20 protein-coding genes, 1 pseudogene and 1 riboswitch are annotated in these 23,544 nt (G+C 73.6%); of the genes and pseudogenes, 13 read left to right on the forward strand and 8 right to left on the reverse strand.

The features are described from left to right. Positions 1-5 precede the first annotated feature (5 nt). Positions 6-1,463, forward strand: coding sequence for a menaquinone biosynthesis decarboxylase (locus tag C8054_RS00310; RefSeq protein ID WP_107154633.1), 1,458 nt, complete (start codon positions 6-8; stop codon positions 1,461-1,463). Then, the gene (mqnP, locus tag C8054_RS00315) at positions 1,463-2,365 is read left to right on the forward strand and encodes a menaquinone biosynthesis prenyltransferase MqnP (protein ID WP_199199439.1); all 903 of its coding nucleotides are present in this window, start codon (positions 1,463-1,465) and stop codon (positions 2,363-2,365) included. The genes C8054_RS00310 and mqnP overlap by 1 nt, the downstream gene beginning before the upstream one ends. A gap of 50 nt (positions 2,366-2,415) precedes the next feature. Here mqnP and C8054_RS00320 read toward each other — a convergent pair whose 3' ends face one another. After that, positions 2,416-3,381: a terpene synthase gene (locus C8054_RS00320; RefSeq protein WP_107154634.1), complete on the reverse strand. Its 966-nt coding sequence runs from the start codon at positions 3,379-3,381 to the stop codon at positions 2,416-2,418. A gap of 99 nt (positions 3,382-3,480) precedes the next feature. Here C8054_RS00320 and C8054_RS00325 point away from each other — a divergent pair, with 99 nt between their 5' ends. Continuing rightward, the gene (locus C8054_RS00325) at positions 3,481-4,173 is read left to right on the forward strand and encodes a UbiX family flavin prenyltransferase (protein WP_107154635.1); all 693 of its coding nucleotides are present in this window, start codon (positions 3,481-3,483) and stop codon (positions 4,171-4,173) included. Positions 4,174-4,259: 86 nt separating this feature from the next. Here C8054_RS00325 and C8054_RS00330 read toward each other — a convergent pair whose 3' ends face one another. Then, positions 4,260-4,526, reverse strand: coding sequence for a BldC family transcriptional regulator (locus C8054_RS00330; RefSeq protein ID WP_013473529.1), 267 nt, complete (start codon positions 4,524-4,526; stop codon positions 4,260-4,262). A 268-nt stretch (positions 4,527-4,794) separates the two neighbouring features. On the opposite strand from C8054_RS00330, the gene C8054_RS00335 reads away from it, so the two are divergent. The 3 genes from C8054_RS00335 to C8054_RS00345 all read left to right on the forward strand — a co-directional run bounded on the left by C8054_RS00335 (position 4,795) and on the right by C8054_RS00345 (position 7,809). Further along, a complete protein-coding gene (locus tag C8054_RS00335) occupies positions 4,795-5,253 on the forward strand; it encodes an Lrp/AsnC family transcriptional regulator (RefSeq protein ID WP_107154636.1) in 459 nt (152 codons plus the stop codon). A gap of 611 nt (positions 5,254-5,864) precedes the next feature. Next, entirely contained in the window at positions 5,865-6,707 is an 843-nt protein-coding gene (locus C8054_RS00340; protein ID WP_107154637.1) for an SDR family oxidoreductase, read from the forward strand. A gap of 10 nt (positions 6,708-6,717) precedes the next feature. Beyond that, positions 6,718-7,809 carry a PLP-dependent cysteine synthase family protein gene (locus C8054_RS00345; RefSeq protein WP_107154638.1) on the forward strand — a complete coding sequence of 364 codons (1,092 nt, stop codon included), beginning with the start codon at positions 6,718-6,720 and terminating at the stop codon, positions 7,807-7,809. Positions 7,810-7,822: 13 nt separating this feature from the next. Here the strand turns inward: C8054_RS00345 and C8054_RS00350 are convergent, their stop codons facing one another. Next, positions 7,823-8,722 carry an SDR family NAD(P)-dependent oxidoreductase gene (locus C8054_RS00350; protein WP_107154639.1) on the reverse strand — a complete coding sequence of 300 codons (900 nt, stop codon included), beginning with the start codon at positions 8,720-8,722 and terminating at the stop codon, positions 7,823-7,825. Positions 8,723-8,813: 91 nt separating this feature from the next. Between C8054_RS00350 and C8054_RS00355 the strand changes: the two genes are divergently transcribed. Next, positions 8,814-9,374, forward strand: a complete 561-nt coding sequence (locus tag C8054_RS00355) for a TetR/AcrR family transcriptional regulator (RefSeq protein WP_158273772.1) — start codon at positions 8,814-8,816, stop codon at positions 9,372-9,374. Between the two features lie 46 nt (positions 9,375-9,420). Here the strand turns inward: C8054_RS00355 and C8054_RS00360 are convergent, their stop codons facing one another. The 4 genes from C8054_RS00360 to C8054_RS00375 form a co-directional block, all read right to left on the reverse strand. Further along, positions 9,421-10,041: a putative glycolipid-binding domain-containing protein gene (locus tag C8054_RS00360; RefSeq protein ID WP_107154925.1), complete on the reverse strand. Its 621-nt coding sequence runs from the start codon at positions 10,039-10,041 to the stop codon at positions 9,421-9,423. A 108-nt stretch (positions 10,042-10,149) separates the two neighbouring features. Continuing rightward, positions 10,150-12,210 (reverse strand): DEAD/DEAH box helicase, encoded by a 2,061-nt coding sequence (locus C8054_RS00365; RefSeq protein WP_107154641.1) that lies wholly within the window; start codon positions 12,208-12,210, stop codon positions 10,150-10,152. Positions 12,211-12,397: 187 nt separating this feature from the next. Beyond that, positions 12,398-14,215, reverse strand: a complete 1,818-nt coding sequence (locus C8054_RS33150; RefSeq protein ID WP_306766799.1) for a hypothetical protein — start codon at positions 14,213-14,215, stop codon at positions 12,398-12,400. 110 nt (positions 14,216-14,325) lie between these two features. Continuing rightward, positions 14,326-15,984 (reverse strand): C40 family peptidase, encoded by a 1,659-nt coding sequence (locus tag C8054_RS00375; RefSeq protein ID WP_199199441.1) that lies wholly within the window; start codon positions 15,982-15,984, stop codon positions 14,326-14,328. A 230-nt stretch (positions 15,985-16,214) separates the two neighbouring features. Between C8054_RS00375 and mqnE the strand changes: the two genes are divergently transcribed. Genes mqnE through C8054_RS00390 form a run of 3 tightly spaced genes read left to right on the forward strand, consistent with a single transcriptional unit; the run spans position 16,215 to position 18,144 of the window. Beyond that, entirely contained in the window at positions 16,215-17,384 is a 1,170-nt protein-coding gene (mqnE, locus tag C8054_RS00380; protein ID WP_107154643.1) for an aminofutalosine synthase MqnE, read from the forward strand. Positions 17,385-17,391: 7 nt separating this feature from the next. Beyond that, positions 17,392-17,853, forward strand: coding sequence for a hypothetical protein (locus C8054_RS00385; protein ID WP_107154644.1), 462 nt, complete (start codon positions 17,392-17,394; stop codon positions 17,851-17,853). Between the two features lie 27 nt (positions 17,854-17,880). Next, complete coding sequence (locus C8054_RS00390; protein WP_107154645.1) at positions 17,881-18,144, forward strand: DUF4229 domain-containing protein; 264 nt, start codon at positions 17,881-17,883, stop codon at positions 18,142-18,144. 59 nt (positions 18,145-18,203) lie between these two features. Here C8054_RS00390 and C8054_RS00395 read toward each other — a convergent pair whose 3' ends face one another. Then, the gene (locus C8054_RS00395) at positions 18,204-19,544 is read right to left on the reverse strand and encodes a C39 family peptidase (RefSeq protein WP_107154646.1); all 1,341 of its coding nucleotides are present in this window, start codon (positions 19,542-19,544) and stop codon (positions 18,204-18,206) included. A 206-nt stretch (positions 19,545-19,750) separates the two neighbouring features. Here C8054_RS00395 and C8054_RS00400 point away from each other — a divergent pair. From C8054_RS00400 to C8054_RS00410, 3 genes and pseudogenes are all read left to right on the forward strand, one after another. Further along, positions 19,751-21,061: pseudogene (locus tag C8054_RS00400) on the forward strand (M14 family metallopeptidase); the annotation flags it as partial. A 121-nt stretch (positions 21,062-21,182) separates the two neighbouring features. Continuing rightward, positions 21,183-21,276, forward strand: a riboswitch (cobalamin riboswitch). 109 nt (positions 21,277-21,385) lie between these two features. Next, on the forward strand, positions 21,386-22,318 hold the full coding sequence (locus tag C8054_RS00405; protein WP_107154648.1) for an ABC transporter substrate-binding protein: 933 nt from the start codon (positions 21,386-21,388) through the stop codon (positions 22,316-22,318). Between the two features lie 68 nt (positions 22,319-22,386). Then, the gene (locus C8054_RS00410) at positions 22,387-23,472 is read left to right on the forward strand and encodes an iron ABC transporter permease (RefSeq protein WP_233219428.1); all 1,086 of its coding nucleotides are present in this window, start codon (positions 22,387-22,389) and stop codon (positions 23,470-23,472) included. The last annotated feature ends 72 nt before the right edge of the window (positions 23,473-23,544 follow it).

Consider the following 23,544-nt stretch of genomic DNA (forward strand, 5'->3'; position numbering starts at 1 on the left):
GAGGCATGGGGCGTGGCTTTCCGTACGACGATCTCAAGGACTTCCTCGCGGCGCTGGAACGCGCCGGTGAGCTGCGGCGGGTGAGCGTCCCGGTCGACCCCACGCTGGAGATCAGCGAGGTGGTCACCCGGACCGTCCGCGCCGGCGGGCCGGCGCTGCTGTTCGAGCGGCCCACCCGGGGCGAGATGCCGGTGGCGGTCAACCTGTTCGGCACCGAGAAGCGGATGGCCATGGCGCTCGGCGTCGAGTCGCTCGACGAGATCGGCGCGCGGATCGGCGAGCTGCTCAAGCCGGAGCTGCCGCAGGGCTTCACCGGCATGATGGGTGGGCTCGGCAAGGTCATGCAGCTCAAGTCCATGCCGCCGAAGAAGGTCCGGACCGCCCCCTGCCAGCAGGTGGTCTACCGGGGCGACGACGTCGACCTGAACCGGCTGCCCGGGTTGCAGGTGTGGCCGGGCGACGGCGGCATCTTCCACAACTTCGGGCTGACCCACACCAAGCACCCGGAGACCGGCAAGCGCAACCTCGGGTTGTACCGGCTCCAGCAGCACGGCCGGAACACGCTCGGCATGCACTGGCAGATCCACAAGAACTCCACCGCGCACCACGCGGTCGCCGAGCGGCTCGGGCAGCGCCTGCCGGTGGCGGTCGCCATCGGCGCCGACCCGGCGGTCGCGTACGCGGCCAGCGCGCCGCTCCCCGCCGACATCGACGAGTACCTGTTCGCCGGCTTCCTGCGCGGGGAGCGGGTCGAGATGGTCGACTGCCTGAGCGTCCCGTTGCAGGTGCCGGCGCACGCGCAGGTCGTGCTGGAGGGGTACCTCGAACCGGGCGAGCGGCTGCCCGAGGGGCCGTTCGGCGACCACACCGGCTTCTACACGCCGGTCGAGCCGTTCCCGGTGCTGCACATCGAGACCATGACCATGCAGCGCGACCCGGTCTACCACTCGATCGTCACGTCCCAGCCGCCGCAGGAGGACCACGGGCTCGGCAAGGCCACCGAGCGGATCTTCGCGCCGCTGCTGCGGTTCCTGATCCCGGACATCGTCGACTACGACCTGCCCGCCGCCGGCGTGTTCCACAACTGCGCGATCGTGTCGATCCGCAAGCGCTACCCGAAGCACGCGCAGAAGGTGATGAACGCGATCTGGGGCGCGCACATGATGTCGCTGACCAAGCTGATCGTGATCGTCGACGAGGACTGCGACGTGCACGACTACAACGAGGTCGCGTTCCGCGCCTTCGGCAACGTCGACTACGCCCGCGACCTGCTCCTCACCGAGGGCCCGGTGGACCACCTGGACCACGCCTCGTATCAGCAGTTCTGGGGCGGCAAGGCCGGCGTGGACGCCACCCGCAAGCTGCCCACCGAGGGGTACACGCGGGGCTGGCCGGAGGAGATGCGGATGTCGCCCGAGGTGACGTCCCTGGTCGACAAGCGCTGGCAGGAGTACGGAATCTGATGACCGCGGTGGCGGAACGGCCCGGCCGGGTCACGTCCTTCCTGAAGCTCGTCGCGATCGAGCACTCGGTGTTCGCGCTGCCGTTCGCGTACCTGTCGGCGCTGACCGCGATGCGGGTCGACGGGGGGCGGGTGCGGTGGGGGGACCTGCTGCTGATCACGGTGGCGATGGTCGGCGCGCGGACGTTCGCGATGGCCGCCAACCGGATCCTGGACCGGCGGATCGACGCGCGGAACCCGCGTACCGCGAACCGGGAACTGGTCACCGGGGCGGTGAGCGTGCGGACGGCCTGGACCGGAGCGGCCGTCGCGCTCGTGGTCTTCCTGGCCGCCGCCGCGCTGCTCAACCCGCTCTGCCTGATGCTCGCGCCGCTGGCCGTGGTGCCGCTGGTGGTCTACCCGTACGGCAAGCGCTTCACCAACTGGCCGCACGCCATCCTCGCGGTCGCCCAGGCGGTCGGCCCGGTCGGCGCGTGGCTGGCGGTCACCGGCACGCTCGACGGCTCCGGCCCGGCCTGGCTGCTCGGCGCCGCCGTCGGCCTCTGGATCGGTGGCTTCGACCTGATCTACGCCTGCCAGGACTCCGAGATCGACCGGGAGATCGGGGTGCACAGCGTCCCCGCCCGGTACGGCCGGCGCTTCGCGCTGCACGCCTCCACGGTCGCGCACGTGGTGACGTTCGCGCTGTTCATCTGGTTCGGCGCGCTTGTCGGCTTCGGCTGGCTGTGGTGGATCGGGCTGGCGCTCACCGCGGTCGCCTTCGGCTACCAGCACCTGGTGGTCAGCCCCACCGACCTGAGCAAGGTCAACCGGGCGTTCTTCACCGCCAACGGGTTCGTCGGCATCGCGTTGTTCGTGCTCGCGCTGCTCGACCTGGTGGTCCGGCTCGGTCTGCGACCCTGACCGGGTCGGGCGGGTCGGCTCGGCGCCGGTGCCGGTCGTCCGCCGGGCGGTCAGGGCGTCGCGGCGACCGGGTAGCGGGCGCTCTCCAGCGTCCAGTCGACAGTGCCGCGCACGGCGGCGGCCACCCCGTCGAGATGGGTGGTGACGGCCTCGTCCAACGCCGGGCCGAACGACGGCACCGCCGCGCGCAGCGCCATGAAGCGGCTCATCTCGGCGCGCCAGTGCGCGGCCACCAGGTCGACCGCGGCCGGCAACGGCACGCCCCGCTCGGCGGCCACCGCCAGTACCAGGTTGTGCCCCCCGCCGGTGACCCGGTCCCGCTCCAGCGAGGCGATGTCGTTGAACCAGGAGAGCAGGTCGTTGGCGAGGTCGGCGTGACGGCGCAGCGCGGGATGGTGGTAGACCGCGTCGGGCAGCGGACGACCGGCGGCGAACTCGATCAGCGGGTACGACACGTACGCCGCCGAGGTGGCCCGGCGTAACCGGACGTACTCCGCGACGCCGGGCGGCCGGCCGGCCGACGTGGCAGCCGTCTCCCGGGAGACGCCGTCGAGGTGGTCGGCCACCGCGTCGGCGAAGCGCAGCCGCCACCGAGCCGGCATCCGGTGCCGTGGCTCCCGCCACGCCTGCACGAGCAGCCGGCGTAGCGGACCGGTGAACCCCGGGTGGCGGGCTCGCGGGCCCTCGCGGAGCAGCGCGAGCGCGCCGTCGCGCAGCGCGCGGATCTGCGCCGGGGCCAGCCCGTCCGGCCCGTCACAGGCGTCGTCGACCAGGAAGAACCAGGTGAACAGCGCGGCCAGCACCCGCAGGTCGGGCTCGGTGGCGTCCGGGTAGAGCCGGCCGGCGTACCGGGCGAAGCCGGCGCGGGCCAGCCGTCGGCGGGTACCCGGATCCAGCGGCAGGCCGAGCCGGTCGAGGTGGTCGACGAGCCAGCCCTGCACCTCGTCGGCGTACGGGGAGAACCGGGGCGCGACGGGGCAGTCGGAACGCAGCGCCCGCAGCACCGCCGCCGTCATCACCGGCCCTTCCATGGAGGTGGATCGCCGGATCAGAGAATCCCATGCGGCGGGAAGCCCCGTCGACCCACCGGACATTTGGCCTGGCAGGCTTACGGCATGCGCGAACCATGGGTGGTGGGCGTCTCCGGTGCCTCCGGGACGCCGTACGCGGCGGCGGTCGTCCGGGGTCTGCTCGACGCCGGCACGGCGGTCGACCTGGTCGTGTCCCGGGCCGCCCGACTGACCGTGCTCGACGAGACCGGCCGGCCCTTCCGGGACGCGCACTGGGCCGCGGACCTGGCCGCGTGGCTCGACCGCGACCTCGCCGGCGCGGACCTCCGGTACTGGCCCGCCGGTGACCTGGCCGCCGGCCCGAGCAGCGGCTCCTACCGGGTACGCGGCATGGCGGTCGTGCCGGCCAGCACCGCGGCCTGCGCCGGCATCGCGATAGGTCTCTCCAAGGACCTGCTCCAGCGCGCCGCCGAGGTGAACCTCAAGGAGCGCCGCCCGGTCGTGGTGGTGCCCCGGGAGACCCCGGTGACCCGCAGCCACCTGGAACACCTCATCGCGCTGCACGACGCCGGCGCGGTGGTGCTGCCGGCCAGTCCGGGCTTCTACGGTGCCGGCGCGTCGGCCTCCGCGCAGCAGTTGGTCGACTTCGTGGCCGGGAAGGTGCTCGACGCGCTCGGCGTCGAACACACGTTGTTCCGGCGCTGGTCGGGCACGCTCGCCGCGGACCGCCGGGACGTGCCCGACGCGGACCGCCGGGACGTGAGCGGCCGGGACGGCCGGGACGGGCACGGGGCCTGACCGGCTCACCACCGGAGCGGCCGGCACCGGCGCACACCATCGGCCGGGGCGCGGCCCGCCTCACCGGCCGGACCGCGCCCGCTCGCTCAGTACATGCCGGCGTTTGCCGGGCCGGGTCCGGTCGAAGCGGTCGGGCCCATGTTGCGGGCCTTGCCCATGTCCTCCGCCTCGTCCAGCATGCCCTCCCCCTCAAGCAGAGCTCGCACCTCGGATTCCCGAAACCGGCGATGCCCGCCTGGAGTCCGGATGCTGCCGATCCGGCCGGCCGCTGCCCATCGGGTCACGGTTTTCGGGTCCACCCGAAACAGCGCAGCGACCTCACCCGGTGTCAGCAGGCGATCTCCAGTGTCCACAGCCCCCTCCTCGCGTCGACGAAGCCCCCGGCTGAACACACTGCCCCCGGCCGGTGCGAGCCCAGAGCCGTCATGAGGGACGTATGGCAATTACAGCACCAGGGACCGGGCGTGTCCGCCAAACGCGAAATACGCACACACTGCGAAGTTAGGAAATGGTACCGGCGTAGAACCTCCGTGACGGGACGTTTGTGAATGGCAACGTACCGTCATGTTCAACGGGTGCCGTCCGCCTCCGGTCACGGCTCAGAGGATAGGGTCACTCTCCGTGGACACGATCGACCTGGCCCTCGTGGAGCTGCTACGGGGCAACGCCCGCCTGTCGTACGCCGAGCTGGCCCGGCAGGTCGGCCTCTCCGCGCCGGCCGTGCACGAGCGGGTCGGCAAACTGGAGTCCGGTGGGGTGATCCGGGCGTACCGCGCCGAGGTCGAGCCGGAGGCGATCGGGCTCGGGGTCACCGCGCTGATCGGCATCGTGGAGAACTCCGACGCGGACACCGACGACGTGCTGGAGGCGTTCCGCCAGATCCCCGAGATCGAGTCCTGCTACTTCATGGCCGGCGTCGAATCCTTCCTGCTCAAGGCGCGGGTCGGCACCATCGCCGAGCTGGAACAGCTGATCGTCCGGCTGAACCGGACGCCCGGGGTCGCCTCCACCCGCACCGGGATCGCGCTGTCGACCAAGTGGGAGAACCGCCCCCAGCCGCTCGAACCTCCCACACCCTGACGACCCGTCCGCCGGCCTCGCCCGGCCGGCCCGGGGACGCCATTTCGCTGCGCCTACAACCTTGATGGCGTAAACGACTCAGGCGAGCACCAGTGCCTCGCCCCTCCCGCCTCGCCCCTCCCGCCTCGCCCTTCCGCCTCGCCCTCGCGCCTCGCCCTCCCGCACCCCCGCGCCGCCCACATTCACGGAAAGAGTGGTTGTTCGGACCGGAATAAGCACTCTTTCCGTGAAACCGGTGCCGGGGCCGGTGCGGGTGCCGGGGCCGGGGGCCGGTGCGGGGCGCGGCTGCGGATGCGGGCAGGGGTGGGGTGCGCGGATGCTGGGGTGGGCGGGGTGCAGCACGGGGAGCGCCAGGGCCAGCTCACGGCCTCCGGGAGTCCACTCGCTGCGCCGGGCTCGGATGGCGAGCCTCCGGCGGCCACCAGCGGGTCCTGCTTCGCCCGTCGACATCGGTGCGGAACCCGACGACCCGGCCTGACTCATCTGTGCCATCAACCTTGTAGGCGGACGCGCGGGATACCACTGCCGCCTCTCCGCCGGCCCGGCCCGGCCCCGGCAAGGCCCGGCCAAAGGGCTGGCCCGCGACCGGTGCGGGCGGATAGCGTGCGGCGATGACGACCTCGGGGCGGGGTGCCGCCGTGGTGACCGGCGCGGCCGGCGGACTGGGCCGCGCGCTCGCCGCCGCGTTGCACGCCGACGGTTGGCGGGTGCTGCTGACCGACGTCGACGCCGAGGCGGTGGGCGCCGTCGCCGGGCCGCTGGGCGGCTGGTCCCGCCCGCTCGACGTCCGCGACGAGGCCGCCTGCGCGGCGGTCGCCGCCGAGGCGGCCGGCGGGCCGGGCGGGCTTGGGCTGTGGGTGAACAACGCCGGCATCCTGGTCACCGGTCCGGCCTGGAAGCAGGACGCCGAAACCCGACAGCGGGTGATCGAGGTCAACGCGCTCGGCGCGGTCAACGGCACGCTGGCCGCCGTGGCGGTCATGCGGGAGCAGGGCCACGGCCACGTGCTCAATGTCGTCTCGTTGGCCGGGCTGATCGCCGCGCCCGGCGAGACGGTGTACGCGGCCAGCAAGCACGCCCTGCTGGCGTTCAGCCTCGGCACGCTGACCGACCTGCGGATGGCCGGCGTCCGGGGCGTACACGTGTCGTGTCTGTGCCCGGACGGGATCTGGACGCCGATGCTGCACGACAAGCTCGACGACCCCGGGGCGCTGGCGTCCTTCACCGGGTCGCTGCTGACGCCGGAGCGGGTGGCCGCGCGGGCGGTCCGGCTGGCCCGCCGGCCGCGCCCGGTGGTCAGCCTGCCGCGCTGGCGAGGCGCGCAGGTCCGGCTGCTCGACGCGTTCCCCCGGCTCGCCCTGGCCCTCACGCCTGTGGTGCGCGCCGCCGGCCGGGCCGGGCAGCGCCGGCAGTCGCGCCGGGTCCGGACGGATGCGAGTCGGCCTCGCTTGTAACGTTGCCGGCGTGACTCATCTCGACCGGTGTGACGAGGCCGCCCGGCGCTGGCTCACCGAGGCGATCGCCACGGTCGAGGCGGACGCCAACCGGTCCGCCGACACCCACCTCCTGCCGTTCCCGCTGCCCCGGGCATGGGGGATCGACCTCTACCTCAAGGACGAGTCGGTGCACCCGACCGGCTCGCTCAAGCACCGGCTGGCCCGCTCGCTGTTCCTCTACGGGCTGTGCAACGGCTGGATCCGCCGGGACACCACGATCGTCGAGGCGTCGTCCGGGTCGACGGCGGTCTCCGAGGCGTACTTCGCGCGGATGCTCGGGTTGCCGTTCATCGCGGTCATGCCGGCCTCCACCTCGCCGGAGAAGATCGCCCAGATCGAGTTCCAGGGCGGGCGCTGCCACCTGGTCCGGGACCCGGCCAAGGTGGTGATCGAGGCGCGTTGGCTGGCCGAGGACGCCGGCGGTCACTACATGGACCAGTTCACCTACGCCGAGCGGGCCACCGACTGGCGGGGCAACAACAACATCGCCGAGTCGATCTACGCGCAGCTCGCGCTGGAGCGGCACCCGGTGCCGGCCTGGATCGTGGTGGGCGCCGGCACCGGCGGCACCAGCGCCACCATCGGCCGGTACGCCCGCTACCGCCGACTGCCCACCAAGCTGTGCGTGGTGGACCCGGAGAACTCCGCGTTCTACCCGGCGTGGCAGGCCGGCGACTGGTCGGTCCGCACCGGTCGTGGCTCCCGGATCGAGGGCATCGGCCGGCCCGGCGTCGAGCCGTCCTTCCTGCCCAGCGTGGTGGACCGGATGGTGCAGGTGCCGGACGCCGCGTCGCTGGCCGCCATGCGCGCCGGCTCGGCGGTGCTCGGTCGCCGGGTCGGCGGCTCCACCGGCACCAACCTCTGGGGCGCGTTCGGGCTGATCGCCGAGATGCGCGCCGCCGGCCGAACCGGCTCGGTGGTGACGCTGATCTGCGACCCGGGCGACCGCTACGTCGACACGTACTACTCCGACCGGTGGGTGGCCGGGCAGGGTCTCGACCTCGCCCCGTACCTCACCGCCGTCGACCGGTTCCTGGCCGACGGCACCTGGCCGGCCTGACCGGCGTCTGTCGTCACCGCAGGTCCGGCGGGTACTCGACGGCGGACCAGGTGCGGGCCCGGTCCCACAGTCGGCCGGCGACGGCCGGGTCGTTCGCGGGCGCGGCGACCGGATCCAGGTGCACCCGGTCGTCCGACTTCCGGTTGCCGGGGCCGATGAAGACCCCGCCCCGGGCCCCGGGGGCGGTGGCGGCGAACAGCAGCGGAACCGCCGCGCGTTCGGCCGGCCGGCCGATCAGCGCCTGGAGGACCGCCATCGTCGCGCGCAGGGCCGGGCGGCGGATGTCGTCGTTCAACGCGGTTCTCGCCAGGCCGGGATGGGCGACCAGGCTCTGCACCGGCCGGCCGGCGCGCCGCAACCGGCGGTCGAGTTCCAGGCCGAGGAGCAGGTTCGCGAGCTTGGACGCCACGTACGCCCGCGAGGGCGAGTAGGACCGCTCGGCGGCCGGGTCGTCGAACGGCGGCGCCACCCGGAAGATCCGGTAGAGGCCGGACCCGACGTGCACGACGCGCCCGCCGTCGCGGATCAGGTCGAGCAGGCGACCGGTGAGCGCGAAGTGGCCGAGGAAGTTGGTGGCGAACTGCATCTCGATGCCCTGCGGGCTGAGCCGGCGGCCCTGGTGGCCGCCGATGCCGGCGTTGTTGACCAACAGGTCGAGGGGCCGCCCCCGTGCGTGCAGGCCGGTGGCGAAGGCGGCGACCGAGTCCAGGTCGGCGACGTCGAGCCGCCGCGCCTCGACCCCGGGCAGGACGCGGGCCGCCTTGTCCACGTCGCGGACCGCCGCGATCACGGTCGCACCGTGCGCCGTCAACTGCCGCGCGACGACCAGGCCGAGCCCGCTGGTCGCGCCGGTCACCACGGCCGTGCGGCCGGTCAGGTCGGGGATGTCGGCGACGGTCCAGCTCACAGCCATGACAGCTCCTCAGCGGATGTGTGATCCGATCGGATCATCTATCCGATCTGCGCCCAGCCTAGCAGGTCAGCGGATGAGTTATCCTTTCGCCATGTCGACAGGCACGGGCGGACGGCTGCGGGCGGACTCCGCCCGGGTCCGCGAGCAGATGCTCACCGTGGCCGCCGCCCGGCTACACGGCGGCGACCGCGACCTGCCGCTGAACGCGATCGCCAAGGCGGCCGGCGTCGGCGTCGGCACCGCCTACCGGCACTTCCCCAGCCGGCAGGTGCTGATCGAGGCGCTGGCGGCACCGAGCTTCACCCGGCTGGCGGCGGACGCGCGGGCGAGCGCCGCCGCCGCCGATCCCGTCGCCGGGTTCGAGCAGCTGATGTCGACCGGGCTGCGGCTGCTCCGCGAGGAACCGGCGCTGGCCGAGGTGCTGGCCGCAAGCGACGACCTCACCGCCGACGCCGTCGCCCCGGCGGCCGACTTCTTCGACGCGCTCGACCACCTGCTCCACCGAGCCCGGCAGGCCGGCGCCGTCCGATCCGACATCACGGCCGACGACCTGCGCAGCCTGATGTGCGGCGTGCAACACGCCGTGGCGATCAGCGACCAGGCCGCCGCCGACCGCTACCTCGGCGTCCTGCTGCGCGGGCTGCGCACCTGACCGGCCGGCCGGCAGGCGGCGGGCCGTGGTGGCGCTGGTCCGACGGTCAGCGTGGGTCGACCCGCTCCGCGAGCCCGGGATAGCGCACCACGAAGCCCTCCGGGTCGACCTCCAGGTCGGCCGTGAACCCGTCCCCGGCGTACCGCACCCGGCCCGGACCCAGCGAGGTGTAGACCTGCTCGGCGGGGAGCACCGTCAGGCCGGGCAGCAGCACCCATGCCACCGTCACGCTCGTCGCCAGGTCGGCGGGGAGGCGGCCCAGCCCGATCCGGCGGATCGGCAGCGTGTTGGTCAGCGGGGAACCGCCCAGGTCGACGTCGAGCGCCTCGGCCAGCCGGTCCGGGTCGTCCGTACCGGGCAGGCCCACCGGCGGACGCCCGACCGCCCGCAGCGCCGCGTCCAGGTCACCCTCCTCGCCGGTACGCACGCGCCACCCGTCGCCGCCCCGCTCCAGGCGTACGCTCCGCGCCCAGCCGGCGCCGTCCGCGTCGACCTCCAGCCGGCTGGTCGACCAGTCCGGCGCGACCGTCAGGCGGTAACGGCAGGTGTACGGGATCGGGTCCACGGCCAGCGCCACGCCCTGCGCGGTCAGCCCTTGGCGGTCGTCGAGCACGACGTGCTCGGATCCGGCGGTGTCGGTCCGGGCCCAGAAGAGCGACTTCGGCATGGACCGGACGTTACGCGACCCGCCGGGTGCCGGCAGCGGATGCGCGAACGCCGCCACCGAGCGGGTGCTCGACGGCGGCGTTCGCAGTGGTCTTCCGTAGGCTCCGGATCAGTGGGTACGGGCCGGCGGACGCCCACCGAAACCGCGCCGGTCGTCGCGCGGCCGGTCGTCCCGGCCCCGGCCCTCGGGACGGAAACCGCCCCGACGCTCGGCCGGCCGGGCCTCGCCCCGGTCCCCGAAGCGACGCTCGGTGCCGCCGTCCCGGTCCCCGAAGCGACGCTCGGTGCCGCCGTCCCGGTCCCCGAAGCGACGCTCGGTGCCGCCGTCGCGGTCCCCGAAGCGACGCTGTGCGCTGCTGTCCCGGTCCCCGAAGCGACGCTCGCCCTGCGGGCGGTCCCCGTGGCGGCGCTCGCCGACGTCACGCCCGCCGGTGGGGCGGTCGTCGCGTCCCCGGTCGTCCCGGTCGAAGCCGCGCCCGCCGGTCGGCCGGTGCCGGTCCCCGAACGGCCGGTCGCCACCGGTCCGGTCGCGCTGCGCCCGCTCGCCGAAGCGCCGGTCGTCGGACTGCCGGCCCTCGAAGCGGTCCCCGCGGTCGTCGGACCGCCGGTCCCCGAAGCGCCGGTCGTCGCGGCGCTCGGTCCGGTCGCTACCGAACCGGTCCCCGAAGCCGCGCTCGCCGGTCGGCCGGTCGCCGTAGCGACGCTCGCCGGTGGGCCGGTCGCCGTAGCCGCGTCCGCCGGTGGGTCGGTCGCCGTAGCGGCGCTCACCGCTGGGTCGGTCGCCGAAGCTGCGCTCACCACTGGGGCGGTCGCCGTAGCGCCGCTCGCCGGTCGGCCGGTCGCCGTAGCGGCGCTCACCGCTGGGTCGGTCGCCGTAGCCGCGTCCGTCCCGGTCGCCGAAGCGGCGGGCACCGCCGCCACGGCGGGGCTCCGGCTCCTCGCGGACCGGTACGCCGCTGGGCTCGCGCGCACCGGTCAGCTCGGCCAGCGCCTCGTCGCCGGCGCGGACCCGAGCCTGGGACGGCTCGACGCCCGCCTTCTCCAGCATGGCCAACGTGGTCCGGCGCTGCTTCGGCAGCACCAGGGTCGCCACCGCGCCGGACTCGCCGGCCCGGGCGGTGCGGCCGGCCCGGTGCAGGTAGTCCTTCGGGTCCTTCGGCGGGTCCACGTGCAGCACCAGCGAGACCCCGTCGACATGGATGCCCCGAGCCGCCACGTCGGTGGCGACCAGCACGTTCATCCGGCCCTCGCGGAACTCGGCGAGCGTCCTGGTGCGCATCCGCTGGGTCTTTCCGCCGTGCAGGCCACCGGCCCGTACGCCGACCGCGGTGAGCTGCTCGACCAGCCGGTCGACGCCGAGCTGCGTACGGGCGAAGACCATGGTGCGGCCCTCACGGGCGGCGATGGACGCCGTCACCGCGAACTTGTCGTGCGGCGGGATCAGCAGCATGTGGTGATCCATGGTGGACACCGCCGCGGTGGCCGGCGCGGTCGAGTGGGTGACCGGGTCGGTCATGAACCGCTTGACCAGCGAGTCGACGTCGTTGTCCAGAGTGGCCGAGAAGAGCAGCCGCTGGGCGTCCGCGGGCGTCTTCGCCAGCAGCTCGGTGACCTCGGGCAGGAAGCCCATGTCGGCCATCTGGTCGGCCTCGTCCAGCACGGTGACCTCGACGTCGTCGAGCCGGCACACGCCGCGCGCGATCAGGTCGCCGAGCCGCCCCGGCGTGGCCACCACGATCTCCACGCCCCGGCGGAGCGCGTCGATCTGCCGGTCGTACGGCACGCCGCCGACGGCGGTCTTCAGGAAGATGCCCACCGCCTTGCCGAGCGGCACCAGCGCGTCGTTGACCTGCATGGCCAGCTCGCGGGTGGGAACCAGGACCAGCGCGCGGGGGTGCAGCGGCCGGGCCCGGTTGCGGTCGGCGAGGCGGGCGATCACCGGCAGGCCGAAGGCCAGCGTCTTGCCGGAGCCGGTCTGACCCCGGCCGAGCACGTCGCGGCCGGCGAGCGCGTCCGGCACGGTGGCCCGCTGGATCTCGAACGGGGTGGTGATGCCCTGCCGGGCGAGCGCGTCGACCACCTGCGTCGGAAGGCCGAGCGAGGCGAAGTCGGGGGCGTCGGTGATCGGGTCGGTGGACGGGGACATGCCGGATTCAGCGAAGGTGGTCAAGAAATACCTTTCGAGCGGGGCGCATCTTCGCGATGGCCTGCCGCGGCACCGTCACGCCGCCGAATCGCCCGCAAGATCGCCCATGGGCGCGCAGTCGGACGCGCCGGGTCAGTGATCCCGACAAGTGTACGGCGCTTCGCCGACACGGCCACCGCACAGCGCGGCCGTAGTGGGCGGGCTCACCCCGTCAGCGCGTCAGCACGGTGCCGGTCAGGCCGCTCAACGCGTCGTTGGCCAGGAACACCACGAGCAGACTGATGGCGATCAGCGCCGTCAGCGCGACGGCCAGCACAATGATGACCTTGGTGTTGCTGGCCCGGGTGGTCGGGGTGTCCTCGGCCCAGCCCTGGGCCAGGATGTGCCCGGTCAGCGAACCGGTGTTCTCCGACGGGCTGCTCTGCGGGAGCGCGACAGTGGCGAAGCCCGGGCCCTCCGTGCCGCCGTACGCGGTTCCGGCCAGGTCCTGACTGCCGAGCTGCGGGCGTACCGGAGGAGCGGTTTCGGTCTGCCGTGCGGAAGCGGCCGGCGGCGGCCAGGTCGGCAGCGCCGGGGCCGGGACGGCCGGGGCCGGCGGCGCGGACGTGGGGGGCCAGACCGGCTGCGCTCCGGGCACGCCGGCCATCGCCGGCGGCGGCGGGAACGGGGGCGCGGGCATCGGGCCGGGCGGCGGCGGTGGCGGTGGCACCGCGGGCCCCGGGGGCGGTACGGGTGGCCCGGGCATCGGCGGAACCGGCCCCGGCGGATTCGGTCCGGGCGGATTTGGTCCGGGCGGATTTGGTCCGGGCGGAACCGGCCCCGGCGGAACCGGGGACGGAGCCGGCCCGGGGGCCGGCATCGGGGGCGTCGGGCGGAGCGGGGGCTCCGGCTCGGGTACGGGCGGAGCCGGGGACGGGGGCGTCGGCCCGGGCACCGGGGTCGGAGCCGGCTCGGGCTCGGGACCCGGCGGGGACGGCGGCTGCGCCGGCTCCGGCGGCTGGGCGGGCTCCGGCGGCTCCGGGTTGACCGGGGCGGCCCGGTAGAGCTTCGCGGCGGTGGGCGCGGCCGCCACCGACACGGCGACCTCGTCGGCCGAGACCCGGCTCAGGCCGGGCACCGATGCGCTGGCCCGGGCGGGCGCTGCCGGGGAGTCGGTGCGCGGCGCGGGCGTGATCCGGCCGGCGAACCGGTCGGCCGGCTGCTGCCCGGCGTCGCCGACGGGGTGGGCGTCCCGGCTCGCGTCCGGGGACCCCGCGCGCGGCGCGGGCACCTGGGCGGCCCCGGCGACCTGGGCGGCGCCCGGCACCTGGGCGGCGTTCGGCGTCTGGGGGGCGCTGGGCATCTGAGTTGAGCCGGGCACCTGGGCGGAGCCGGGCACCTGGGCGGAGCCGGAGATCCGGGCGGCGCTGGGGGCCGGGGCGGCACCGGAGGCCGGGGTGGTCGGGGAGTCGCCGTCGGTCGGGCCCGCCGCCGCGGCGTCGTCGGGACCTGGCCCGGAACGGTCAGCGGCGTCCACGGTCGGAACGGGCGCCGGCGTCGCGGCGGCCGGGAGCGGGATCGGAGCAGCCGTGGTCGGGGCAGCCGTGGTCGGGGCAGCGGGGGGCGGGGCGGCCATGGTCGGGGTGGCCGGGGTCGGGGTGGCCGGCGGTGGCGGGACCGGGGCCACCGGAACCGGCGTCGGCGGCGTCGCGGCGGCCGGCGAACCGGCGTCGTCGTCGGTCGAGGCCGGCCGGTCGGCCGCCGCGAAGGCGGACCAGCTGGACGGCGGCGAGACGGTCGCCCCGGGGCGGCGGCGGTCCAGCGGCGGGACGCTCTCCGCCGGGGCACCCGCCCGGTAGGTGGTGGCGGTGGCCGGCGGACCGGGCCGTTCCCCGCCCGACGGCGGCGCCACGGCCGAGCCGGCCACGCTGACCCGGGCCCGCGCGACGGCGACCGGACCCGGCTGCGCCGGGCGCTCGTCGGCGTTCCCGACGGGGTCGGGCGTGGATCCCGGTTGGACCGTCTCCGCCGGAACCTCGTGCTCGCCCATCTCGCCCCTCCGCACCCACGCTCGCCCCCGACCGTGGCGCCGGCCGGAAGTGCCTGGATCTCACCGTGCCACATTCCGGCCCGGGAACACAGTCGGAGCGGACGGTTGGGTCAGCCGGCGCTGGTCGGGCTGGCGGACTTGCTGCCGGCCGTGCTCTCCGTCGGCTTCGCCGTGCTGCTCGACGGCGCGGCGGCGCTCTCGGTCGGTTCCGCCGAGGTCGACGACGGCGCGACGGTGGCGGTACGGCTCGGCGTCGGGCTCGGCGTGTCCGACGGGGTGGGCGTCGGGCTGGTGCTCGTCGACGGGGTGGGCGTCGGACTGGACGTGGTCGGCGTGGGCTTCGGCGTGGCGGACTTCGTCGGCTTCGGCGTCGGCTTCGGCGTGGCGGACTTCGTCGGCTTCGGGGTCGGCTTCGGCGTGTTACCGGGCTTCGGCGGGTTGACCGGCACGGTCGGGAGCGGCACCGGCGTGGCGGGCCCGGAGACGGCGCCGACCACCCGGGTCGCCGCGTAGAGCCGGGACCACCGGACCACCGAGATCTTGACCACGTCACCGGTCCGAGGCGCCTCCACCATCTTGCCGTCACCGATGTACATGGCGACGTGGTGGATGCTGCTCCAGCTGCTGCCGGAGGCGAAGAAGAGCAGGTCACCGGGGAGGAGAGCGGTCGGGCTGACGGTGCGGGAGCGGGTCGCGTAGTACTGGTCCCGGGAGACGCGGGGCAGGCCCCGGTAGCCGGCCGACTGGTAGGCGGCGAGCATCAGACCGGAGCAGTCGAACCGGTTCGGGCCCTCCGCCGCCCAGAGGTAGGGGTCACCCAACTGGGCCAGGGCGTAGCGCACGGCGGCCAGTGCCCGCGGGTCGGCGACCAGGCCGTTGATGCTCTGGTTGACGACGTACGGGTTGCCGAGCCGCTGCTCGGCGGCGTCCTCGCGGCGCTCGATGTCGAGCAGCTTGGCGGCGTTGTCGCGGCGGAGCTTGAGCAGCGCGGCTTCCTGCTTGTGCAGGTCGGTCTCGACCCGGGTGAACTCCGCGGTCTTCTCGGTGACCCGGCGCTGGACCGAGGCGTGCGCCTCGCGCGCGACCCGCTCGTCGGTGGTGGCGCGCAGCAGCTCGCCGGTCACCGAGGTGGTGGCCCCCTCGGCCTTGTCGCCCCGGGTGATCCGCTGGAGATCGGAGAACTGGCGCAGGCTGGTGCCGAACTCGCCGGGCGGCAGCGCGGCGTCGGCCTTGACCGCGTCGGCTGCGGCGCTCTTGGCGTTCTCCTGGGCCCGGGCCAGCGCGGCCTGGGCCTCCTTGAGCCGGGCGGCGGCGGCGTTCAGCTCGGCCTGGGCCGCGTCCCGCTCGCCCTTGACCCGCAGGAGGTTGTCGCCGAGTTGGGCGACCTGACCGTCGACCTGGTTGATCTGCGCGATCAGCGGCCCGTCGGCCGGGTTCGTGACGCCGGTCGTGGCGCCCGGCAGGACCGGCGCGCCGGGCACGGCGGCACCGGGCAGGCCGGGCACCGGGACGCCGGGCTGGCCGGGGACGGCGGCACCGGGTCGGCCGGCGGTGGCGCCGGGCACGGTGGGGAGCTGGAGCGGGCCGGTGACCTGCGGCCGGGACCCGGTGCTGGGAATGGTGTCGGGCAGCGGATCGGCCCAGGCCGGGGTGGCGAGCGCCGCGGCCGCGACCGCCCCGAGCAGGGCGGACCAGAGCGCCGGGCGCAGCACCGGTGAGATCACCGGTGAGCGTCGCCGTCGCCTTCGGGCCTTGGTGCTGTCGACCATTCCGCTCCCCGTCCGGTCTGGTGCGCGCCACGCGTCGTGGGCGTGATGAGACAGGGCGGCCCCTGGTGTGTGTTCCGCCCCACCCTGTCTTACCTCACCGACGCAACGATGTCGATGTGCGGAGCGTGACGACCGGTGAACTGGGTCGCTGCGGTCGACCGCGCGGGCGGCGCTCCGGACCCGCGACGTACGCTCGATCGGGACCCCAGGTGGAAGGACGTGGCTTTCGGATGGACGCCGGACTCAAGCGTGAGCTCGAAGCGAAGGTCTACGCGGGGGAGCGGCTGACCCGCGAGGACGGCATCGCGCTCTACGCGAGCGACGACCTGACCTGGTTGGGCCGGCTGGCCCACCACAGGCGTACGGAGCTCAACGGCGACCGGGTGATGTTCAACGTCAACCGGCACCTCAACCTGACCAACGTCTGTTCCGCGTCGTGCGCGTACTGCTCGTTCCAGCGCAAGCCGGGCGAGAAGGACGCCTACACGATGCGGATCGACGAGGCGGTCCGCAAGGCCAAGGAGATGGAGGACGAGCAGCTCACCGAGCTGCACATCGTCAACGGCCTGCACCCGACGCTGCCCTGGCGCTACTACCCCAAGGTGCTGCGCGAGCTGAAGGCCGCGCTGCCGAAGGTCAACCTCAAGGCGTTCACCGCGACCGAGGTGCAGTGGTTCGAGAAGATCAGCGGGCTGACCGCCGACGCGATCCTCGACGAGCTGATGGACGCCGGGCTGGAGTCGCTGACCGGCGGCGGCGCGGAGATCTTCGACTGGGAGGTCCGCCAGCACATCGTCGACCACGCCTGCCACTGGGAGGACTGGTCGCGGATCCACCGACTGGCCCACTCGAAGGGCATGAAGACGCCGTCGACCATGCTCTACGGCCACATCGAGGAGCCCCGGCACCGGGTCGACCACGTGCTGCGGCTGCGTGAGCTGCAGGACGAGACCGGGGGCTTCCAGGTTTTCATCCCGCTGCGCTACCAGCACGACTTCGTCGACTCGGCGGACGGCAAGGTCCGTAACCGGATCCAGGCCCGCACCACGATGGCCTCCCCGGCCGAGTCGCTCAAGACGTTCGCGGTCTCCCGCCTGCTGTTCGACAACGTCCCGCACGTGAAGTGCTTCTGGGTCATGCACGGGCTCTCGGTGGCCCAGCTCTCGCTGAACTTCGGCGTGGACGACCTGGACGGCTCGGTGGTGGAATACAAGATCACGCACGACGCCGACTCGTACGGCACGCCGAACACCATGCACCGGGACGACCTGCTCCACCTGATCTGGGACGCCGGCTTCCGCCCGGTGGAGCGGAACACCCGCTACGAGACCGTCCGTGAGTACGCTGCCGCGCCGTCGATGGCCGAGCGCCGCTCCGAGCCGCAGCAGGTCTGGGCCTGACCCGGCGATGAGCACCGGCAGGTCTGGGCCTGACCCGGCGACGAGCACCGGGGATCAGCAGCGCGGCTTTCCTCGGCGGGACGCCGAGGGGCGCATCCTGACGCTCGGTGACCTGCTCGGCGTGACGCTCGCCGGGCTGGTCATCGGCGTGCTGGCGCTGCTGCTCTTCGAGTGGGCGTTCGCCGCCGTCGGCGCCGGCGGGTTCGGGGGGACCAACGGCTGGCTGGCGGTGATCCTGCCGCTCTGGCTGTTCTGGGACGACTTCCGGGCCTGGGAGTTCGGTGCCGCCCGGGTGCTGGCGGCGCTGGTCGGGCTCGGGGTCGGCGTGCTGGCCGGGTTGCTGGCGGCCGGGCTGGCCGCGGGGCTGCCGGCGCTGTTCACCGGCGCGCTGGCCGCGGCGGTTTTCACCGTGGTCTACGCGGTGATCTGGTTTCATGGCGTGCACTGGCTGGCCCGGCGGACGGGCTGAGGCGGCGGAGAGAGTGGGAATGCGGGCATGAGCGCGGCGGTCAAGTACACGCTGGGCCGGATCGGGCTGTTCGTCGCGGTGCTGGCGGCCCTCTGGTTCATCGAGATGAACATGTTCCTGCGGCTGATGCTGGCGCTCGTCTTCTCCGCCACGCTGTCGTTCTTCCTGCTGAAGGGGTGGCGGGACGAGATGGCCGGGGAGATGTCCGAGGCGGCGGAACGCCGTCGCGCGGAGAAGGACCGGCTGCGCTCCGCCCTGGCCGGCGACGACCAGCCCGAGCCCAAGGACTGAGTGGTGAGAAGGGGCCCCTTCTCGACGCCAGGCGTTAAGCAGGGGCCCCTCCTTTCAGCTCACCAGTTGGTGGAGCCCGGGACGGTGGGCCAGGGGCGGTTCAGCGGCTTGATCAGGTACGCGATGCCGCCGGAGCCGGAGGCCACGGTGCCGTTGGCCCGGTAGCGCTTGGTGCGCTGCCAGATCTGCTCGAACTGCTCGCGCTGGTAGACGTTGCGCACCGCCTCGTTCGAGGACGACGCCGGGTCGTTGACGATCACGTCGCCGTCGGCGGTGAAGCCGACGATCACGAACAGGTGCCCGGAGGTGCCGTAGTTCGCCCCGTCCAGCTCCTCGGCCAGGAACGACTGCGACGTGACCACCGGGATGCCGGCGGCGATGAACCGTTCCGCCTCGTCCAGCGAGTGCAGCCGGGTGACGCGCGCCTCCAGACCGGGGAAGCCGGCGGCGTACGCGGTGTTGAACGGCCAGTTGCCGGCGCCGTCGTACTCGTGGTCGTAGGTCATCCGGGCGGCGTGGTCGACGGTCGGGTCGGCGTAGGCGGGGTCGACCCAGGCGGTGTCCTCGGCCGAGGGCTTGCGTCCCCAGTACTCGACCACCATCTCGGTGGAGGTGGGCGAGCACCACGCCTCGCCGCCGCCGTCGTACTCCGGGTACTCGCCGATGTGGACGTTCTGCGAGTAGCGGGGCACGGCCAGCTCGGTGCCCCAGGCGATGCCGCCCCGGCTCGGGGTGACGGTGAACCGGTCCGGCACGTTCGAGGCCATCGCGCCGACCATCCGGACCTGCGGCGCGGCGGCCTGTCCGGGCGCGCGGTAGAGCGTCAGCCGGAGCTGGTACGAGCGCAGCAGCACCCCGGCCGAGGCGTCGTCGACGGCGAACGTGTCGGTCCAGATGCTCGACCAGGGGTCACCCTGACCGTCCAGCGTGGCCCGCTTGATGTCCTGGTCGCCGGAGGCCCAGCGGCCCATCACGTACCACGGGGTCTGGGCTCCGGTGTTGTAGGTGCCGTGCAGCTCGACCTGGATCCAGGTGCCGGCGGGGGTGCTGGCGTTCCAGGACGCGACAAGTTCGGTGGCGTCGAACCCGATCCGCCGCTCGGGTGAGGTCCAGGTGGCGTACTCCCAGGTGCGGGTGGCGCCGGTGTGTTCGTCGGTGAACTCGACTGTGCCGGCGGGTCGGGCGATGGTGAGCGCCGGCTGGCGGCCGGGCACGGCGCGGGTGCCCTGGTGCGTGCCGGTACGCCAGTCGGGGTAGCGGGAGAACTCCTGGAACGTGATCTGTTCGTCGTGGGTGACGCCCGGCCGGGGGCCGTGGGCCTGGGCGGGTGCGGTGGTGCCGAGCAGGGTGAGCGCGGTCAGGCCGGCGAGGGCGACCGCGCGCAGGGGTCTTCCGAACATGGCAGCTCCACGGGGAAACGGCATCGTTGCCGTTCACTGTCGTCCTTGGCGGGAAGTTTCGCCAGATGTTCAGCCATGGAAAATCATTGCCGACGTGAGGATCAGGTCGGGATGGTTCATGACAACGACGGATGTTGATATGACCATGTGACTGCTGGTGAAGTGTGCGGACAACGGGATCTCCCCGTACCCCGAGGAGGTTGTCCATGGCCCTCCGCACGTCCCCGCTGCGCCGCCGGCTCGCGATCGTCGCCGCCGTCGGCCTGATCCTGGTCACCGCCGCCGCCGGGCCGGCCGCCGCCCGCCCCGACCCGGACCGGGCCGGCGAGTCCGCCGCCGTCGCCTACCGGGTGCTCGGCCCGCGCACCGTCGCCGACCGCACCGCGGTCGCCCGCACCGGCGCCGCCATCGACTACTCCGAGCACGGCGTGCTGCACGTCACGGCCACCACCGCCGAGGCGAACGCGATCACCCGGCTCGGCTTCCGGCTGGAGAAGGACGTCGCCCCGGCACCGGCCGGCGGCGCGACCGCGTACGCGTTCCCGCCCGCCGACTCGAACTACCACGACTACGCCGAGCTGACCGCGGTGGTGAACCAGGTGGTCGCCGACCACCCGAGCATCGCCCGCAAGCTCAGCATCGGCACGTCCTACCAGGGCCGGGACCTGATGGCCGTGAAGATCTCCGACAACGTCGGCACCGACGAGAGCGAACCGGAGATCCTGTTCAACGCCCAGCAGCACGCCCGCGAGCACCTGACCGTCGAGATGGCGATCTACCTGCTCAACCTGTTCACCGACAACTACGGCACCGACTCCCGGATCACCGGCATCGTGAACTCCCGGGAGATCTGGATCGTGCCCACCGTCAACCCGGACGGCAGCGAGTACGACATCGCCACCGGCTCCTACCGCTCCTGGCGGAAGAACCGGCAGCCCAACAGCGGCTCCACGTACGTCGGCACCGACCTGAACCGCAACTGGGGCTACCAGTGGGGCTGCTGCGGCGGCTCGTCCGGCACGAAGTCGTCGGACACCTACCGCGGCCCGTCCGCCTTCTCCGCCCCGGAGACCGCCGCGCTGCGCAACTTCGTCAACAGCCGGGTCGTCGGCGGGGTGCAGCAGATCAAGGCGAACATCGACTTCCACACCTACTCCCAGCTGGTGCTCTGGCCGTACGGCTACACGTACAGCAACACCGCCACCGGGATGACCGCCGACCAGTACAACACGTTCGCCACCATCGGCCAGCAGATGGCGGCCAGCAACGGCTACACCCCGGAGCAGTCCAGCGACCTCTACATCGCGGACGGCACCAGCATCGACTGGATGTGGGGCACCCACAAGATCTGGGCGTACACGTTCGAGATGTACCCCGGCTCGGCCTCCGGCGGCGGCTTCTACCCGCCCGACGAGGTGATCCCGGCGCAGACCTCGCGCAACCGGGACGCCGTGCTGACGCTCTCCGAGTACGCCGACTGCCCGTACCGGGCGATCGGCAAGCAGAGCCAGTACTGCTGACCTCACCCGGCGGCGGGGACCCCGGTCCCACCCCCACCGGGGTCCCCGCCCACCCCCGCCCGTCCGGGTGATCTTCGCTGGTCGTGCGCTACGGTGGCACCGACCGTGCCACAGCGAAGCCGGTGCGAAACCGGCGCTGTCCCGCAACTGTGATGCCCCGTACGGTCGGCGTCGGCCTCCCGCCGGCGCCGACGGACGTGGGACGAGCCAGGTCGCCTGCGGCCCGGTCGCGACACGCGCCTTCGAGGAAGGGCGCCTCGCGGACGGGGCCCTTTCAACCTGTCGGCGAAGCACCACGCTCCTCGACCGACAGGAGGACCTGTGACCCGACGTACCCCTCGGCTCTTCGCCACCGCGCTCGCGGCCGGCGTGCTGCTGCTCGGCGGCTGCGCCGAGAAGACCTCGACCGACACCCCCGCCACCGGCGCGTCCGGCGGCTCGTTCCCCGCCAGCGTGGGCAACCTGACGCTGGAGAAGCGCCCCGAGAAGATCGTCTCGCTGTCGCCGACCTCGACCGAGATGCTCTTCGCCATCGGCGCCGGCAAGCAGGTCACCGCCGTCGACGACCAGTCGAACTACCCGGCGGACGCGCCGAAGACCGACCTCTCCGGCTACCAGCCGAACGCCGAGGCGATCGCCGCGAAGAGCCCCGACCTGGTGGTGATCACCAATGACACCAACAAGATCGCCAGCCAGCTCGTCGCGCTGAAGATCCCGGTCCTGCTCACCCCGGCCGCGACCACGCTCGACGACACGTACCGGCAGCTCACCGACCTGGGCAAGCTCACCGGCCATCCGACCGAGGCGGACGCCGTGGTGCGGAAGATGAAGGACGACATCACCGCGCTCACCAAGGACCTGCCCAAGCGCGCCGAGAAGCTGACCTACTACCACGAGCTGGGTCCGGAGCTGTACACCGCGACCAGCAAGACGTTCATCGGCACCATCTACGCGCTCGCCGGGCTGGAGAACATCGCCGACCCGGCCGACGCCGGCGGCAAGAGCGGCGGCTACCCGCAGCTCTCCCAGGAGGTCATCGTCAAGGCGAACCCCGACTTCGTCTTCCTGGCCGACACCAAGTGCTGCCAGCAGAGCGCCGACACGGTCAAGGCGCGCAGCGGGTGGGCCGGCCTCACCGCGGTCAAGAACAACCAGGTCGTGGCGCTCGACGACGACATCGCCTCGCGTTGGGGCCCGCGCGTCGTCGACCTGCTGAAGGCGATCGTCGACGCCACCGCCAAGGTTCCGGCCTGACCGTGGCCGTACGACCGGCGGACCCCGCGCCGGCCGGGACGCCCGACGCGTCCCGGCCGGCCGATCGACTGCCACACCCCCGTCGGGGCGCGACACCCGCCGACGCTCCGGCCCGGTCGGCCGGGCTGCGCACACGTTGGCTGCTCGCCGGCCTGGTGGCGGTCCTCGTCGCGCTGGTGGCCGGCGTCTCGTTCGGCCCGGTCAGCCTGCCGCCCGGCAGCGTCGCGGCGGAACTGCTCAACCTGCTGCCCGGTGTGCACCTGGACAGCGGCCTCACCGCGCAGGAGGTCGCCATCGTCACCGAGCTGCGCCTGCCCCGGGTCGTGCTCGGTCTGCTCGTCGGCGCGCTGCTCGCCCTGGCCGGCGGCTGCTACCAGGGCGTCTTCCGCAACCCGCTGGCCGACCCGTACCTGCTCGGCGTGGCCGCCGGGGCCGGGCTCGCGGTCACCGCGGCGATCGTGCTCGGCGCCGGGGCCGGGGCGCTCACCGGCCTGCCGGTCACCGTCCCGCTCGCCGCGTTCGTCGGCTCGCTCGGCGCGGTGGCGATGACGTACCTGCTCGGCGCCGCCGGCGGCCGGGACCGCTCCCCGGCCACGCTGATCCTGGCCGGGGTGGCCGTGTCGGCGTTCCTCGCCGCCGGGCAGACCTACCTGCTGCAAGCGCACTCGGACAGCCTCCAGCAGGTCTACTCCTGGCTGCTCGGGCGGCTCTCCACCGCCGGCTGGCACGACGTGCTGCTGGTCCTGCCGTACTTCCTGCTCACCGCCGTGGTGGTGCTGGCGCACCGGCGGGAGCTGGACGTGCTCGCCCTCGGCGACGACGAGGCCACCAGCCTCGGGCTGCACCCGCAGCGGTCCCGCTACCTGCTGATCGCCGCCGCCTCGCTGGGCACCGCCGCCGCGGTCTCCGCCTCCGGCCTGATCGGTTTCGTCGGCATCATCGTGCCGCACACCGTCCGGCTGCTCGCCGGCTCCAGCCACCGGGTGATCCTGCCGCTGTCGATGCTCTTCGGCGGCGCGTTCCTGGCGCTGACCGACGTGGTCGCCCGGACCGCCGCGGCACCCGCCGAGATCCCCATCGGCGTGGTGACCGCGCTGCTCGGCGGCCCGTTCTTCGTCCTGATCCTGCGCACCGCCCGCGGGGTGCGCGCGTGAGCGCGAGGAGTGAGCCGGGTTTGCGAGCCCCGCAGTCGCACGCCCGGGGGACCAGCGTGAGCGCGAGGAGTG

Source organism: Micromonospora sp. RP3T, from assembly GCF_003027925.1.
Taxonomy (GTDB): Bacteria; Actinomycetota; Actinomycetes; order Mycobacteriales; family Micromonosporaceae; genus Micromonospora.

What these genes read in the sequence shown, in the direction of transcription:
- C8054_RS00310 (WP_107154633.1), top strand. Translation starts at nt 6, where the DNA reads ATGGGGCGTGGCTTTCCGTACGACGATCTCAAGGACTTCCTCGCGGCG.
- mqnP (WP_199199439.1), top strand. Translation starts at nt 1,463, where the DNA reads ATGACCGCGGTGGCGGAACGGCCCGGCCGGGTCACGTCCTTCCTGAAG.
- C8054_RS00320 (WP_107154634.1), bottom strand. Translation starts at nt 3,381, where the DNA reads ATGACGGCGGCGGTGCTGCGGGCGCTGCGTTCCGACTGCCCCGTCGCG.
- C8054_RS00325 (WP_107154635.1), top strand. Translation starts at nt 3,481, where the DNA reads ATGCGCGAACCATGGGTGGTGGGCGTCTCCGGTGCCTCCGGGACGCCG.
- C8054_RS00340 (WP_107154637.1), top strand. Translation starts at nt 5,865, where the DNA reads ATGACGACCTCGGGGCGGGGTGCCGCCGTGGTGACCGGCGCGGCCGGC.
- C8054_RS00350 (WP_107154639.1), bottom strand. Translation starts at nt 8,722, where the DNA reads ATGGCTGTGAGCTGGACCGTCGCCGACATCCCCGACCTGACCGGCCGC.
- C8054_RS00355 (WP_158273772.1), top strand. Translation starts at nt 8,814, where the DNA reads ATGTCGACAGGCACGGGCGGACGGCTGCGGGCGGACTCCGCCCGGGTC.
- C8054_RS00360 (WP_107154925.1), bottom strand. Translation starts at nt 10,041, where the DNA reads ATGCCGAAGTCGCTCTTCTGGGCCCGGACCGACACCGCCGGATCCGAG.
- C8054_RS33150 (WP_306766799.1), bottom strand. Translation starts at nt 14,215, where the DNA reads ATGGGCGAGCACGAGGTTCCGGCGGAGACGGTCCAACCGGGATCCACG.
- C8054_RS00375 (WP_199199441.1), bottom strand. Translation starts at nt 15,984, where the DNA reads ATGGTCGACAGCACCAAGGCCCGAAGGCGACGGCGACGCTCACCGGTG.
- mqnE (WP_107154643.1), top strand. Translation starts at nt 16,215, where the DNA reads ATGGACGCCGGACTCAAGCGTGAGCTCGAAGCGAAGGTCTACGCGGGG.
- C8054_RS00385 (WP_107154644.1), top strand. Translation starts at nt 17,392, where the DNA reads ATGAGCACCGGCAGGTCTGGGCCTGACCCGGCGACGAGCACCGGGGAT.
- C8054_RS00390 (WP_107154645.1), top strand. Translation starts at nt 17,881, where the DNA reads ATGAGCGCGGCGGTCAAGTACACGCTGGGCCGGATCGGGCTGTTCGTC.
- C8054_RS00395 (WP_107154646.1), bottom strand. Translation starts at nt 19,544, where the DNA reads ATGTTCGGAAGACCCCTGCGCGCGGTCGCCCTCGCCGGCCTGACCGCG.